The 14,242-nt window shown below is 49.4% G+C and carries 17 protein-coding genes; 1 reads left to right on the top strand and 16 read right to left on the bottom strand.

From position 1 onward, the window contains the following. Nucleotides 1–57: 57 nt before the first annotated feature. The 12 genes from EYB31_RS14925 to EYB31_RS14870 all read right to left on the bottom strand — a co-directional run bounded on the left by EYB31_RS14925 (nt 58) and on the right by EYB31_RS14870 (nt 10,366). Complete coding sequence (locus tag EYB31_RS14925; protein WP_131014153.1) at nt 58–843, bottom strand: YlmH family RNA-binding protein; 786 nt, start codon at nt 841–843, stop codon at nt 58–60. Nucleotides 844–848: 5 nt separating this feature from the next. Next, nucleotides 849–1,118, bottom strand: a complete 270-nt coding sequence (locus EYB31_RS14920) for a YggT family protein (protein ID WP_276322048.1) — start codon at nt 1,116–1,118, stop codon at nt 849–851. Nucleotides 1,119–1,146: 28 nt separating this feature from the next. After that, on the bottom strand, nt 1,147–1,575 hold the full coding sequence (locus tag EYB31_RS14915; protein ID WP_131014152.1) for a cell division protein SepF: 429 nt from the start codon (nt 1,573–1,575) through the stop codon (nt 1,147–1,149). Nucleotides 1,576–1,596: 21 nt separating this feature from the next. After that, nucleotides 1,597–2,316, bottom strand: a complete 720-nt coding sequence (locus EYB31_RS14910) for a YggS family pyridoxal phosphate-dependent enzyme (RefSeq protein WP_131014151.1) — start codon at nt 2,314–2,316, stop codon at nt 1,597–1,599. After that, nucleotides 2,306–3,169, bottom strand: coding sequence for a peptidoglycan editing factor PgeF (gene pgeF, locus EYB31_RS14905; protein WP_131014150.1), 864 nt, complete (start codon nt 3,167–3,169; stop codon nt 2,306–2,308). Before pgeF ends, EYB31_RS14910 begins: the two co-directional genes overlap by 11 nt. 103 nt (nt 3,170–3,272) lie before the next feature. Continuing rightward, on the bottom strand, nt 3,273–3,608 hold the full coding sequence (locus EYB31_RS14900; protein ID WP_420819442.1) for a YlmC/YmxH family sporulation protein: 336 nt from the start codon (nt 3,606–3,608) through the stop codon (nt 3,273–3,275). 110 nt (nt 3,609–3,718) lie between these two features. Then, nucleotides 3,719–4,501 carry an RNA polymerase sporulation sigma factor SigG gene (gene sigG, locus EYB31_RS14895; protein ID WP_131014149.1) on the bottom strand — a complete coding sequence of 261 codons (783 nt, stop codon included), beginning with the start codon at nt 4,499–4,501 and terminating at the stop codon, nt 3,719–3,721. Nucleotides 4,502–4,668: 167 nt separating this feature from the next. Then, nucleotides 4,669–5,391: an RNA polymerase sporulation sigma factor SigE gene (sigE, locus tag EYB31_RS14890; RefSeq protein ID WP_131014148.1), complete on the bottom strand. Its 723-nt coding sequence runs from the start codon at nt 5,389–5,391 to the stop codon at nt 4,669–4,671. A 31-nt stretch (nt 5,392–5,422) separates the two neighbouring features. Further along, complete coding sequence (gene spoIIGA / locus EYB31_RS14885; RefSeq protein ID WP_131014147.1) at nt 5,423–6,349, bottom strand: sigma-E processing peptidase SpoIIGA; 927 nt, start codon at nt 6,347–6,349, stop codon at nt 5,423–5,425. Nucleotides 6,350–6,749: 400 nt separating this feature from the next. Continuing rightward, the gene (gene ftsZ / locus EYB31_RS14880) at nt 6,750–7,886 is read right to left on the bottom strand and encodes a cell division protein FtsZ (protein WP_131014146.1); all 1,137 of its coding nucleotides are present in this window, start codon (nt 7,884–7,886) and stop codon (nt 6,750–6,752) included. A gap of 86 nt (nt 7,887–7,972) precedes the next feature. Then, nucleotides 7,973–9,220, bottom strand: coding sequence for a cell division protein FtsA (gene ftsA / locus EYB31_RS14875; RefSeq protein ID WP_131014145.1), 1,248 nt, complete (start codon nt 9,218–9,220; stop codon nt 7,973–7,975). 186 nt (nt 9,221–9,406) lie between these two features. Beyond that, the gene (locus tag EYB31_RS14870; protein WP_131014144.1) at nt 9,407–10,366 is read right to left on the bottom strand and encodes a cell division protein FtsQ/DivIB; all 960 of its coding nucleotides are present in this window, start codon (nt 10,364–10,366) and stop codon (nt 9,407–9,409) included. Here EYB31_RS14870 and EYB31_RS14865 point away from each other — a divergent pair. Continuing rightward, entirely contained in the window at nt 10,347–10,661 is a 315-nt protein-coding gene (locus tag EYB31_RS14865) for a hypothetical protein (protein ID WP_131014143.1), read from the top strand. The genes EYB31_RS14870 and EYB31_RS14865 overlap by 20 nt on opposite strands. Here EYB31_RS14865 and murA read toward each other — a convergent pair. The 4 genes from murA to EYB31_RS14845 form a co-directional block, all read right to left on the bottom strand. Next, the gene (gene murA, locus EYB31_RS14860) at nt 10,651–11,919 is read right to left on the bottom strand and encodes a UDP-N-acetylglucosamine 1-carboxyvinyltransferase (protein ID WP_131014142.1); all 1,269 of its coding nucleotides are present in this window, start codon (nt 11,917–11,919) and stop codon (nt 10,651–10,653) included. The genes EYB31_RS14865 and murA overlap by 11 nt on opposite strands. A 15-nt stretch (nt 11,920–11,934) precedes the next feature. Further along, a complete protein-coding gene (gene murB / locus EYB31_RS14855) occupies nt 11,935–12,840 on the bottom strand; it encodes a UDP-N-acetylmuramate dehydrogenase (RefSeq protein ID WP_131014141.1) in 906 nt (301 codons plus the stop codon). Nucleotides 12,841–12,936: 96 nt separating this feature from the next. Beyond that, nucleotides 12,937–13,122, bottom strand: a complete 186-nt coding sequence (locus tag EYB31_RS14850; protein ID WP_131014140.1) for a hypothetical protein — start codon at nt 13,120–13,122, stop codon at nt 12,937–12,939. A gap of 47 nt (nt 13,123–13,169) precedes the next feature. Then, nucleotides 13,170–14,237 (bottom strand): undecaprenyldiphospho-muramoylpentapeptide beta-N-acetylglucosaminyltransferase, encoded by a 1,068-nt coding sequence (locus EYB31_RS14845; protein WP_131014139.1) that lies wholly within the window; start codon nt 14,235–14,237, stop codon nt 13,170–13,172. Nucleotides 14,238–14,242: the final 5 nt, after the last annotated feature.

The raw sequence follows: 14,242 nt of genomic DNA, 5'->3' as shown, positions 1-14,242 counted from the left end.
ACGTTATTCGACATGAATATCCGTATTCCTGCCAAGTCCTGCAAAAATTAAGCCGGACTATACATATTTTCCAACCTTCACGCGAATTCTTCCTTTTTTCGACATACCTTCCACTTCCAGCAGCTTAAAACGGCCAAACCCTTGGAGCGATACGACATCGCCTTCCCTTAAAGCAGCGCTGGGATCCTCAACTTGCTTCCAGTTCACTTTGCATCGTCCGGCTTTGATCGGCAGCAATATTTTGGCCCGACTCAGCCGGTATACGTCGCTGGCGATCCCGTCAAGACGCAAAGAGGCCACCGACAGGCTCATCTGCTCCAGCTGCTCGGCTGCGGTTCGCAGCTCGGAAAGCGGCAGCAATTCGGTAAGCACATGAACGCGGTGGACCTGCTGCAAGTTCAAACGAAGATATTCCGCGATTTCCGAAGCGACTAAGATATGGGCACCGTCAGGCAAAACATGGATGTCACCTATTTTGTCGCGTTTCATTCCAAGGCCAAGCACGGACCCAAGATAATCTCCATGATCCAATGAACCGATCTTGCTGTCCTCCGAAGTTACGCTGAGGACGCTGATCGCCATATCCTCGTCGTCCAAATACCGGTATTCCGGAGCGATTACCGCCCGCTTCCGCTCGGCTTGCCCATATCCGCCGTCTAGCCGGAAATTGACATCCGGCTGCCGTTGCGCCAAAGTCGATACGATAAATGCTTGCCGCGGGTCGAGAAAGTCGGTTTTTTTCACCACATGCTCGAAAGCCGCCCGTTCGATCCACTCCGCGGCCTTATCAACAAAACGATGCTCATCCGGATGAAAATGCGAGTAAACGTTTGTTAAGTCCACTTAGATCACCTGAACACCATTTGCAGCACAGCTACAATGCCTTCGCCCACAAAACGGATCGCAATCAGCGCAACGATCGGGGAAATGTCGATCATGCCGCCGATCGGCGGAATAAACCGGCGAAAGATGGACAAATACGGCTCGACCAGCTTGCCTAAAATTTCGCCAATGAAGCTGTCTCTCGCTGCGGGGAGCCAAGAAAGCAGCACATAAGCGATAATCATGTATGTATAAATTTCTATAAGCGTTGAAATATATCCGTAAATATTGATCAAGCTGTTCACCTCGGCATTAGATTAGGCCTCAAGTCTCATTCATTATTATTTCCGAAATCGAGCCGTGAATTTCAACCGAATCGGGAGTGCACAAAAAAATGTTCGGTCCGATCTTGGAGATCGAGCCATTAAGCGCATAAACGGTTCCGCTCAAAAAATCGACAATCCGTGTCGCTTGATCGGCACGCACGCGCTGCAGATTCACGACAACCGGGCGGCGCGAACGGAGATGGTCGGCGATTTCCTGCGTTTCCTCGTAGGAACGCGGCTCGTTAAGAATGACCTTGACATTTTTTTGCGAATGAATGCTTACAACATTGTTGCCCTTATTCTTATTACGATTTTCAAACGGATTGGTTTCAGGTTCTTCAACCTGCTCTACAATTCGTTCGCGTTCAATGACTTCTTCTTCCTCCTGCAGTCCGAGAAAGTTCATAAATTTATTCATGACGCCCATGTCCTCTCCTCCTCATTTTTGTTATTTTCCGACCAACACGCTCCCAAGTCTGACCCAAGTCGCTCCTTCTTCGATCGCCACTTCAAAATCGTTAGACATGCCCATCGACAAATGGGTGGCTTCCTCAGGTAGGATCGCAGCGCGATTCAATTCATCCCTCAAGTTACGCAATTCGCGAAAAACCGGTCTTGTCGCCTCTGCTTCCGCCTCGTAAGGAGCCATCGTCATCAAACCCGCTATACGAATATGCTTGCAATTCGCAAGCTCTCTGGCAAATGAAAACAACTGATCGGGCTCCAGCCCGAATTTCGTTTCTTCCCCGGATACGTTAAGCTGGATCAAACAATCGGCCTTCAAGCCGAGTTGCCCCGCTTTCTTATCCATTTCTTTCGCTAATGATATGCGGTCAAGCGAATGTATATAAGCGAACCGGCCAATAACGTCCTTTACCTTGTTGGTTTGCAAATGGCCGATAAAATGCCATGTTCCTTGCGTTCCGAGTTTTTCCCATTTCTCCGCGGCATCCTGCCAGCGGTTTTCTCCAATATGGGACAAGCCTGCTTGCAGCGCTTGCTCGGTCGCTTCCAGCGAAACATATTTGGTGACTGCGATGACCTCAACATCCGACCGGCTGCGCCCGCTTCTTTCACAGGCTGCGGCTACACGCCTTTCCACATCTGCGATACGCTTCTCCAGCGCAGTTCTAGCTTCCTGCAAATCCAAAACCCGTTCACCTCTCATGACGCCTAATCATGCCGATCCATGCTGCCATTCTTCCTGTCGTCCCGCCTTCTTTGCGATGGGAGTAAAACCACTCGGTATGACAACTTGTGCATAAAGTAGACAATTCGATATGCGTCGGCAATATTCCTGCTTTTATCATAATTTGTCGGTTCAATTGTTGCAAGTCCAGCATATATTTCCCGCCGCCCTTATCCCGGTATACATGAGCGGCTTCGACAGGCGAAGAATCGGAAAGCTCGCGCATCGTTTCTTGGACTCGGCCGATCACCTTTTCGTCCACTTCGTAACAGCAGATGCCGATCGATGGACCGATCGCAGCATGTATTTCGGCTGGATTGGAGCCGTATTCTCTCTGCATAGCCGTTATCGTCTGACGGGCGATCTGCAATACGCTTCCTTTCCATCCCGCATGCGCCAAACCAACCGCTTGATGCACGGGATCGATGAAATACAGCGGCACACAGTCGGCGAACAGCCCATGCAAAAAAATACCCGCTTCGCAAGTAATAAAGCCGTCTTTGGCCTGAAGCGCATCTTCGCGCGAATATACGCCTTTGCCCCCATCTGCCGCGGTGACGACGGCGATCTCGCAGCCATGCACCTGCTCCGCATAAGTTGCATCCTTTGTACTAATGCCCAGTGCCTGCGCCAATCTTTCGCGGTTCAGCGCCACATCGGCGGGGCTGTCCGATACATGATAACCGCAATTTAGCGAGCCGTAGGGTCCTTGGCTGACACCGCCTATACGTGTTGTAAAACCTGCACTTACATATGGAAAACGCTCTTGCCAAGAGCGGATTGTGACCATTTCCACACCGTTGGCCGCAGCAGCGATCTTAAATGGTTCCATGCTTGTCCTCTCCCTCCACACCCACTATACAATAAAGACCGCAGAAAAATAAGCGTCCCCGGGCCCATTCAACAAAAAGCCTTAATTAACAGACCCGTGGAGCTTACCCGCGGTAAGCCTGATTATAATCGTATGTCTCGACTTCATCCGATTGTTTGTAATTTCGCGTCTCGTCAAGTTTGACAAGAACGACATCCATCCCGATCTTGACGATCTGTTTCCAAGGAATAACCATGTCCGTCGAACTTCCGAACAAACCGAAAAAACGCCCTTGATTTGGTACTACGATCGAATCGATTCGGCCGTTGCGCAAATCCAGCTCCAGATCGCTGATTTGCCCGAGTTTTTTGCCGTCCACGATATTGATTACGTCTTTTGTTTGGAAATCGGATATTTTCACAGCGATCACCACGACTTCCCGAAGATTTTGATATAACATTATATGTCGCAGCCCAGCAAAATGTCCCTTTGCCCATAAGAAAAACTAGTTAAAAAAACCGCCTCCGGCCTCAGAGGCGGAAGCGGTTCTCATATGCGCTAGTGCTGGAACTATTGCTTTACATGCTTTTGCATTTGCGATATGGCTGACTTTTCGAGACGGGATACTTGGGCTTGCGATATGCCGATTTCGTCGGCCACTTCCATCTGCGTTTTGCCGTCAAAGAAGCGCATCGAAAGGATCATTTTCTCGCGGTCATTCAGCTTCCGCATCGCCTCCCGCAAAGCAATGCCTTCGATCCAAGATATATCTTTGTTGCGGTCGTCGCTAATCTGGTCCATCACATAAATCGGATCCCCGCCGTCATGATAAATCGGTTCGAATAACGAAACCGGATCTTGAATGGCATCAAGCGCAAACACCACATCTTCTTTAGGCACATTTAGCGCTTCGGAAATTTCGTAAATAGTCGGTTCCCGCGAGTTCTGGTTTGTCAAATTATCGCGCACCTGAAGCGCCTTGTAGGCAATGTCGCGCAAAGAACGAGATACGCGAATCGGGTTGTTATCTCTTAAATACCTGCGGATCTCGCCGATAATCATCGGCACCGCATAGGTTGAGAACTTCACGTTTTGGCTTAGATCAAAGTTATCGATGGCTTTCATAAGACCGATACAGCCGACCTGGAACAAATCGTCGACAAATTCGCCGCGGTTGTTAAAGCGCTGTATGACGCTTAATACGAGCCGCAGATTGCCGTTTACCAATTTCTCTCTTGCAGATCGTTCGTTATGAGTCTGAAGCTGAACGAATAATTCACGCATTTCGGCGTTAGTCAGAACAGGCAATTTCGAGGTGTCTACTCCACAAATCTCGACTTTATTCCGTGTCACTCGTGATTACCTCCCAAGGAGAAACATTACTGTTAATTATCCCCTTGGTCCGTATTTTTATGCGTCGCGCTTTGTGCAGGCGGCATCTTTGGAAATCGCTTTCAAGCAGTAAATAGCTAGAAAGATTTCGCTTTCATCGGCTTGAAAAAAATTTATTCCCGGTCCCTTTACACCATTTTATTGAATTCCTTACGCAGCCGTTTAATGATTCTTTTTTCCAGCCGGGATATGTAAGATTGGGAAATACCCAGCATGTCGGCCACATCTTTTTGCGTCTTCTCTTCCCCGTCCTGCAAGCCGAAACGCAGCTCCATAATGACTCTTTCCCGCTCCGAAAGCTTATCCAGCGCTTTATGCAGCAGCTTGCGGTCAACCTGCTCTTCAATATTGCGGTAGATCGTATCGTTTTCGGTGCCCAGCACATCGGATAACAGCAGTTCGTTGCCGTCCCAGTCGATATTTAGCGGTTCATCAAACGATACTTCCGTACGGATCTTGCTGTTGCGGCGCAAATACATTAAAATTTCGTTTTCGATACAACGCGACGCATACGTGGCCAGCTTGATTTTTTTCTCCGGATCAAAGGTATTGACCGCTTTAATAAGCCCAATGGCCCCGATCGATACCAGGTCTTCGATATTGATCCCGGTATTTTCAAATTTCCTGGCGATATACACGACCAGCCGTAAGTTTCTTTCGATGAGCATCGCACGAATGGCTGCGTCTCCGGATGGGAGCCGTTCCAGCAAATACTCTTCTTCTTCCCTCGAAAGCGGGGGCGGCAGCGCTTCACTGCCGCCGATGTAATAAATCTCCTCGCCCTTCAGTTTTAACGCCATAAGTACACGGTAATAAGCGAGTTGTACGCGCAGCTTCCATTTTAGCAGCATAACGTAAGTGCCTCCTTGCACTGGATGTGAGTTAAGATTGAATTAGCATAGGATGAATAATAGCCTGGTACGAATTATCGGAGCTCAGCCTGCCGCCGTCCAAACCGATCAGCACCTTGGGGGAATCAAACGTTTTGTCATTGTGTGTAATAACAACCCTATCCGGTTTGATCGCAAGCATGAACTGCGTTGATTTGTTAATGCCGCGATAAGGAACCAGCCGTAACCGGTCCTGCCATATGAACGGCTCGCCGTCTTCCGTTCCGATCGCCGATATGATTTGATCGACTTCGGCTTCGCGGATTCGTTTCAGCCACGATTCGGGAATGTACGGATCCCATTCGGACGCCTCCATAATCATCACCGGGGTGCGCGTAAGCGGGTCATACAGCTGATTGCCCGTATCGATAAGTCCGCTGCAGCAAGCTTCCGCCTGATCGATAAAAATGTGAACATGTGCAATAAACGAGGACACTTCCTCCCGTTGTCTGGCGCTTTGAAGCATGCTCCGAAAAAAAAAGATTGCCGGCATCAGCAGTACAGCCACAAATGTAAATCCAATCGTCACTTCATGACTCAGTCCGCCCGACTGGCTCAGCGCAATGCCACCCAGCACTTCACTGGACGATTCCAGAAAATAATGAACTCCGAAGATCGCCCCGGCAACGGCAAAATTGATCAAATAAAACATTCCGAGATTGCGTAAAAAATACTGCAGGCTGACAAAACCAAAAGCAACTGCAAGCATAATCAACGCAAAGCCGAATTTCACAAAAAACGTAAATAAAAAAGACGTATCCGGAATAAACATGAAGACGACGTAACAAGCGCCGACAAACGCGGATACAATGAGCCGCCACCAGGCAAACCGGATTTTACGCACTTTGGCCGTTGTATACAGCAGTGCGCCGTCGATCACAAAATTAGTAAGGAAAATAAGATCAAGGTATACGATCATGTTTATTTCCCTCTCCACAATCTGGATAAAACCTCGTATTCTTTTGACTACAGACAAGTATATTAAAAACATAATCCGAAGTCTGTCTAAACGTGCCGTGGGAATCCAACTTTTTTTGTCGAAAATAGCTCATCTCATACCTTCGCGTTTACTCAATTGCCCACGCGTTGGACAAGCCGCTTCCGCAGCGCTGCATGCCTCGGAACCAGTCGCTGCGCCGGGTTTTCCGTTATCGCCAACTTCCCTTAAACGTAATCCGCAGGGGTTCGACCGACCGTCATACAACGCAACAACGCCCGCTTGTTTCCGATGTTTTCCGCTGTTTTTCCCGGTCAACGACAAAAAACCTCCTTCGGACACCCAAAGGAGGTTTTGCTCATTGGAAAAACGATAGTTTATCTTACTTATCGCTGAAATTATTGCGGTTGCGATTGCGCAAAAACGTCGGAATATCAAGCTGATCGTTAGCCGCCGGTTGTTGGCCGCCGAACGGACGTAAATTGTTGTTATTGTTATTGGCTCTTGGATCCACCGGCTCCGGTTGCGAAGTGCCGCCTTGCTTGCGGTTCAGCGGAACCACACCGCGGTGTTCAAATCCGGTTGCAATAACAGTTACCATGATTTCGTCTTTGAGACGCTCGTCGATAACAGCGCCGAAAATCATATTCACTTCCGCATCGGATGCTGTTGCCACGATATCCGCAGCTTCGTTAACTTCATACAGCGAAAGGTTCGCGCCGCCCGTTATATTCAACAGCACGCCACGTGCACCGTCGATCGACGTTTCGAGCAACGGACTGCTAATCGCTTTTTTTGCAGCTTCGGCAGCACGGCCTTCGCCGGTTGCTATTCCGATCCCCATCAAAGCTGAGCCGCGTTCGGTCATAACCGTTTTTACGTCGGCAAAATCGAGGTTAATTAAACCCGGGATTGCGATCAAGTCGGAAATCCCTTGAACACCTTGTCTCAACACATTATCCGCTTCGCGGAATGCCTCAAGCATCGGAGTTTTTTTATCAACGATTTCAAGCAGCCGGTCATTCGGGATGACAATCAGCGTATCCACTTTTTCCTTAAGCGCCAATATGCCTTGCTCGGCTTGATTTGACCGTTTTCTGCCTTCGAACGTAAACGGTCTGGTTACTACGCCTACCGTCAAAGCGCCGCATTCCTTGGCAATTTCGGCGATAACCGGCGCAGCGCCCGTACCAGTGCCTCCGCCCATACCGGCGGTAACAAACACCATATCCGCGCCGCGCAGCGTATTCATGATGAGCTCACGGGATTCCTCAGCCGCCTTCTTGCCGACTTCCGGATTTGCGCCGGCTCCGAGTCCGCGGGTCAGCTTATCGCCGATTTGCAGTCGATGCTCCGATTGAGCCATATGCAAGGCTTGAGCATCCGTATTAACCGTGATGAACTCTACGCCTTTGACTCCGTTTGTTATCATCCGGTTCACGGCATTGCTTCCGCCGCCGCCAACGCCGATTACTTTTATTTTTGCTAACTGGTCCATGTCCAGATCCAATTCAAACATAGCGGTTATAATCCTCCTAAAGATAATCTAGTGAAAAAATTTGTTCAGTCGGGCCGGCCTGCAGTAAGTACATTCATTTAATGACATTAAATAAACTCGCTCAGCCAATTTTTGAGTCTGTCAAAAAGCCCGCTTTTCTGCACATCCGAAGACGTTGTCACTTTTTTGTTGCCGCTTTTTTTCGCATGGCCTGGTTGACGGGATGATCGGATGTACTTCGAAGCGTACTGAATAATGCCTACACCGCTTGTATAGGATGGATCGCGAACGCCTATAAAATCGGGGACCGCTATGCGGACCGAAGATTGCAGTTCGGACTGGGCTATAGTCAGCATACCAGGCATGGAGACTGTCCCGCCCGTTAGAACATATCCGCCGGGAATATCTCCATACCCCATTTTTTGCACTTCAAGATGGATCAAATGAAAAATTTCTTGCACCCGAGGTTCGATAATGTTAGCCAAGTCGACTTGGGAGTACTCCTTGTCCACATTGCTGCCGATGCGATTCACCTTGAACACCTGATCCGGGGCCGCGTCCTCATATACGGCGCAGCCGAATTTCAGCTTAATTTTCTCGGCAATATCCATCTGCGTGCGCAAACCGATCGATATATCGTTCGTTATAAATTCTCCGCCGACAGGCAGTGTCGTTGTCGCCACAATATTGCTTTCTTGAAAAATGGCAATGGTGGTAGCTCCGGCGCCGATATCAACCAGCACCGTTCCGATCATTTTCTCATCTTTGGACAAAGCAAGCTGGCCGGAGGCCAGCGACATCAAGATAAGTCCGGATACTTTCAAACCAGCTTTCTCAACTACGCGAAGCAAATTATGTATGCCTGTTTTAGCGCCTGTTATAATTGTCGCTTCCACTTCAAGCCTGACGCCAATCATACCTCTAGGATCGTGAATGCCTTCCAAGCCGTCGACTAAATATTGATTGGGGACAACGCCGATAATTTCCCGTTCCGGAGGAAGAGCAATTACTTTGGCCGCCTGAATCACCCGTTCGATATCTTCTTCGCCGATCTCGCGATCTTCATTAGACACAGCAACTACGCCGTGGCTTGTTTGCAAAGCGATATGATTTCCCGAAATTCCGACGTGCACCTCCGCAATCTGGATTCCCACCATTCTTTCCGCGTGATCGATTGCGCTGCGGATGGACTGCACCGTCTGATCGATATCAACAATGGCTCCTTTGCGAATTCCTTCCGAGTCGGCAGCTCCAACTCCAATTATATTAATGGCTCCGTTAATAACTTCCCCAATAATAGCACGAACTTTGGATGTACCGATGTCCAAACTAACAATGATGTCATTGCTGCTCAACCTGTGGCACCTCCTGTAATAAAAAAGAATAATGGCTTTTGCAGCAAAGCCTTTTGTAATAATTCAACACTGTAACTGAATTCCCTCTTTTTTTCTCTATTTTTTATTGCATAAAATTAAGCGCAAAACAGACACCATACGCTCAATTCTAGCATTATTTCAAATGGTTGAGTAGTCTTTTTCTGTTTATCTCGCCGTTTCTTTTGAATTCGGCTTCGCAGTATCCTTTGGAGTAGTTTTAGCGGCATCTTTGGCCGGGTCTTTTGAAGTGTCTTTAAGCGGATCCTTCTTTGGGTCTGAAGTTGCACCCTTCCCATCAGGAGGGGTCTTTTTACCCTCTTTACCGGGTTGGGCCGCATCCTTAGACGGATCCTTTGCAGGGTCCTTAGATGCATCTTTTGTAGAATCCTTGGATGGAGTATCAAACGGCATATGATTATCCGCCTCCAGCAGCTTTAACACCCCTGTAGAAATACTATTTTCTTTCAAATTTGTAATATAGAGGTCGAGATAAGGCAGCTTATCCGGCAAATACGAAATGGTCGTCTGCACCTCGAACTGAGAGCGGGTGTACATCTTGATCTTATCCGGATACGATTCCGACGGATCGGGTTTAATTTCGGATATGTCGGAAAAATACGATGGGGATATTTTAGCCATCACCTGGCACAGTTTAACTTTATTCGGATCATCCTTAGCCCAGCCTGTAAGCAGGGGCTTGTCTATCGTCACGTTGCGCTGCTCAATGGACACCGCGCTTCCGTCGGCAAGCAGCACTTCTTTTTTTCCATCCTCTGTAAGCTGGAACGCAACTCTCGGATACTCCTTGACAACAACGTGAATGACGCCCGGAAAACGTTTGGAAACCTGTGCGCCCTGCACCATCCTCAGCTGCCCCAGCACCTTTTCCATCGTACTTGACGAAATAGCGAAGAAATGATCTCCCGGCTTAGCCGGCAGCGCCTGCTTGATAGCGTCTTCAGTCAGCATCTCGTTGCCTTCCACTTCAATTGCCGAAACTTTGCTCAAGGAAGACTGAAAAAACAATATAATTAGTAGGGTTACAAAAAAAATAAACAAAAACGCCAGCAGCTTGCGGCTGCTGCGTTTGCGCGTATTCGGCTTCTTGATTGCAGGAACTTTCATGAGCGGACTCCTCAAGGCTTGCGAAGCAAGCTGGCTTCAAAATGGATCCGGCTTGCGGGGCAAGCCTGCTTCGTATGGTGATATCGGGCTTGCGGAGCAAGCTGGCTTCATAAACGCACCGGCTTATGTAAACCGCCAAACATCCCTTGTCTTCCGTTTTCACGAAAGCAAGGGATATTTCGGCGTTCGTCTTCATACTAATAAAATAAGCGGTTCTTCAACGATTCTTTATGGAAAGCGTATCGCTTATATGGCCTATATTAATAATTTCGTTAGAATAAGTGCTATTCAGTAGGTACAGGTGAAACTCTGTGTATTTGCGCTCCCAAATGTGCCAACATCCGTTCAATACAAGCATAACCCCGATCGATATGATGAATTTGCTCCACTACCGTCGTTCCGTGTGCCGCCAAACCGGCCAGCACCAAAGCGGCTCCCGCTCGCAGGTCCGTAGCTTCCACGGTAGCTCCGTAAAGTCTCGGAACCCCTCTGATAAACGCCGAGTTCAAATCCACCCGGATATCGGCTCCCATTCTCGACAATTCGTCAACGTGTTTAAACCGGCCTTCAAATATCGTTTCTTTCACAATGCTGACACCGTCTGCAAGCGACAACAACACCATGATTTGGGCCTGCAGGTCGGTAGGAAAGGACGGATGGGGCGAAGTGATGATGCGTTCAACGGCTTTGGGACGGGCGAGGCTATTAATGTTCATTATATCACCGTTAATGGAGATTTGAACACCTGCCCGTTTTAAAACATGAACAATAGAGGTTAAATGAGAAGGATTGATATTTTCCAGTGTAACGTTTCCTCTGGTAACCGCGGCCGCTACCATAAATGTGCCGGCGACGATCCGGTCGGGAATGACGCGATAAGTACACGGAGTCAGCTTCTTAACGCCTTTGATTGTTATTGTATCGGTTCCTGCCCCGATAATCTCTGCGCCCATGGCATTTAAGAAGTTTTGCAAATCTTGTATTTCCGGTTCTCTTGCCGCATTGGAAATGATCGTATGCCCTTCGGCCATGCAAGCGGCCATCATAATATTTTCCGTCGCACCGACGCTTGGCAGATCAAGCACAATCTCCGTTCCTTTAAGTCCGTTTGAGGTGCAGACGATGGTATTGCCCGATTCCTCAATTTCTGCTCCAAGAGCCTGCAGCCCTTTGAGATGAAGATCGATTTTCCGTTCTCCGATCGCACATCCGCCCGGTTGATACACCTGCACCTTTCCGAAACGGGCAAGCAAAGGGCCCATCAAAAAAATCGACGAACGCATCTGGCTCATTAATTCTTCGGGAATATGATGCGAAAACGCAGTCGACGTATTCAGCCTTACCGTATCCTGATGGTGTTCCGCCTGACATCCCAAGGAACGCAATATGTCCAGCATTACCTGAATATCGGACAAATCAGGCACATTCACTATACTGACTACGCCGTCGGCCATCATGCTTGCTGCCAAAATGGGCAAAGCGGCATTTTTTGCGCCGTGAATCTTAATGGTTCCCGAGAGGGGCCTCCCGCCTTCGATAACCAACTTCTCCAATGTTACACCTCCGATTTACCTCTCACCCACCATTAGCACTTCCGGATGAAGCTCGATACCGTATGTTTCCAGTATCTTTGCTTGCACCTTACCTATCAGGGTGATGACGTCATCGGCTGTCGCCTGACCGGTATTTACGATAAAATTGGCGTGCAGAGTCGATACTTCCGCTCCTCCCACCCGCATTCCTTTCAAACCCGCCTGTTCGATCAGCTGCGCCGCGTGACGCCCCGCAGGATTGCGGAATACACTTCCCGCACAAGGGAGCGGCAGCGGCTGCGTGCGAAGCCGGCGGTCTTTGTATGCTGCCATCGCCGCCGCGATCTCTTTGCGGTCGCCGTACTCCAGTTCGAAGACGGCTTCTGTCACGATGCCGGGTTTTTCCTGAAGGATCGAATGTCTGTATGCGTATTTAAGATCGTCCCTCTGAAACGTTACCAATTCACCAGTATCCAGCAAGATTTCAGCCTGCTTGATTATGCGTGAAACATCCGACCCATGCGCCCCGGCATTCATGTAAACGGCTCCGCCCACACTGCCCGGAATACCTCCGGCAAATTCCAATCCGGTTAACCCTTCCTTGCCAGCCATTACCGAAAGCTTGATGAATGAATAGGCTCCCCCTACGATGACAGTGCTGCCCTCAAACCGAACGGTTTCCAATTCGGCGCCCAGCTTGATGACGACCCCCCGGATGCCTTTGTCGGCCACCAGCATATTGGAACCCCGGCCAATGACGGTCCAAGGCACACGCAGCTCGTGAAAAAGGCGAACGGCGGCGATCAGCTGATCTTTGCTGCGCGGGATCAGCAGCAGATCGGCGGGACCGCCTATTTTCCACGTCGTGTACGAAGCAAGCGGTTCGTTCAAGCGAACCTCGCCATACTTGCCGGTTTGCAATTCGTTTAAAGCTTGCTGCATTGGGTAAAACCTCCTTCACAGACCCCGGAGCGCACCTGGCGTCTGTCACGGTTATGGTGTAGTTTATGTTTGTTGGAAATAGAGTGTGACAAATGCCTAAGAGCTTTCCTGCGGAAAGCTCTCTTCGTAAGCATTTGCTGAGCTTTCCTGCGGAAAGCTCTCTTCGTAAGCATTTGCTGAGCTTTCCTGCGGAAAGCTCCCTTCGTAAGCATTTGCTGAGCTTTCCTGCGGAAAGCTCTCTTCGTAAGCATCTGCCGAGCTTTCCGCAGGAAAGCTCTTCATATAATATCAGCGACTTGTCCGTGCAAGCCGCCTCCACCCGGGTATGACTATAAGCGGGCGGCTTTGCCGATCAGCTCGACAATCTTATCGGTTCCGTTGGCGTGGCGGCTTGCCGCCATCTGCGCACGCGTCAAATCCCTTGCTTCATAAGTGGAGGCTACTTCCGATACAAGCGATTGCGGTGTAAGATCCTCTTCAAAAAGCACGCGGGCGTAGCCGATTTTGCGGAATGATTCGGCATTCAGGATCTGATCGCCACGGCTCGCTTGCCGGGTCAGCGGAATGAGCAGCATCGGCTTTTGCAGCGCCAAAAATTCAAAAATCGATGTAGAGCCGGCACGCGAAACGACCACTTCAGCCATCGCCATCAAGTCGGGAAGCTCGTCTTTCACGTACTCAAACTGCTTGTAGCCGCGTTTTTTATCCAGCTCCGGCACGGTATTGCCTTTACCGCAAATATGGATGATCTGGTACCGTTCGAGCAGTTCGTCCAACGCGCCGCGTACAGCTTCATTAATCGCCTGCGCCCCTAAGCTGCCGCCCATCACGAACAGCACGGGTTTCTGCTTATGAAAATCGCATAACGCATATCCTCGCTGAGCTTTGCCCTCCAGCATCCGATCGCGGATCGGCAGGCCGGTGCATATCGCTCTTCCGCCCTTGATATGGCGAAGCGTCTCGGGAAATGTAACGCAGACGCACGAAGCAAAAGGAATGGAAATTTTATTGGCCAGCCCTGGAGTAAAATCGGATTCATGAATAATGACGGGAATCCGGTTCAGCCAAGCTGCGACAATGACCGGAACGGACACGAAACCGCCTTTGGAAAATACGGCGCTGGGTTTAATCCGGCGCAGCAGCCTGTACGACTGCCCGACGCCTTTGATCACTTTAAACGGATCCTTTAAATTTTTCAGATCGAAATACCGGCGAAGCTTGCCGGACGAAATCGGATAAAAAGGAACTTGTTCATGACTGATAATATCCTGCTCAATACCGTCTCTGGAGCCTATGTAATGCATTTCCCAGCCGAGCTGCTTCAGCCTGGCGATCAGCGCCAAATTCGGCGTGACATGGCCGGCCGAGCCTCCGCCGGTGAATACGATTTTTTTCATGGGAG

The organism is Paenibacillus thalictri, from assembly GCF_004307995.1.
Lineage (GTDB): Bacteria > Bacillota > Bacilli > Paenibacillales > NBRC-103111 > Paenibacillus_AF > Paenibacillus_AF thalictri.
This window is presented reverse-complemented; position numbering and strand designations above follow the sequence as displayed.

Excerpts from the sequence above, each read along its gene's own strand:
- spoIIGA (WP_131014147.1), bottom strand. The coding sequence starts at position 6,349 with ATGATCGTATACCTTGATCTTATTTTCCTTACTAATTTTGTGATCGAC.
- EYB31_RS14850 (WP_131014140.1), bottom strand. The coding sequence starts at position 13,122 with ATGAAGAGCTTTCCTGCGGAAAGCTCGGCAGATGCTTACGAAGAGAGC.
- sigE (WP_131014148.1), bottom strand. The coding sequence starts at position 5,391 with ATGCTGCTAAAATGGAAGCTGCGCGTACAACTCGCTTATTACCGTGTA.
- EYB31_RS14870 (WP_131014144.1), bottom strand. The coding sequence starts at position 10,366 with ATGAAAGTTCCTGCAATCAAGAAGCCGAATACGCGCAAACGCAGCAGC.
- EYB31_RS14845 (WP_131014139.1), bottom strand. The coding sequence starts at position 14,237 with ATGAAAAAAATCGTATTCACCGGCGGAGGCTCGGCCGGCCATGTCACG.
- EYB31_RS14910 (WP_131014151.1), bottom strand. The coding sequence starts at position 2,316 with ATGAGAGGTGAACGGGTTTTGGATTTGCAGGAAGCTAGAACTGCGCTG.
- EYB31_RS14900 (WP_420819442.1), bottom strand. The coding sequence starts at position 3,608 with ATGTTATATCAAAATCTTCGGGAAGTCGTGGTGATCGCTGTGAAAATA.
- ftsZ (WP_131014146.1), bottom strand. The coding sequence starts at position 7,886 with ATGTTTGAATTGGATCTGGACATGGACCAGTTAGCAAAAATAAAAGTA.
- EYB31_RS14915 (WP_131014152.1), bottom strand. The coding sequence starts at position 1,575 with ATGGGCGTCATGAATAAATTTATGAACTTTCTCGGACTGCAGGAGGAA.
- pgeF (WP_131014150.1), bottom strand. The coding sequence starts at position 3,169 with ATGGAACCATTTAAGATCGCTGCTGCGGCCAACGGTGTGGAAATGGTC.
- murB (WP_131014141.1), bottom strand. The coding sequence starts at position 12,840 with ATGCAGCAAGCTTTAAACGAATTGCAAACCGGCAAGTATGGCGAGGTT.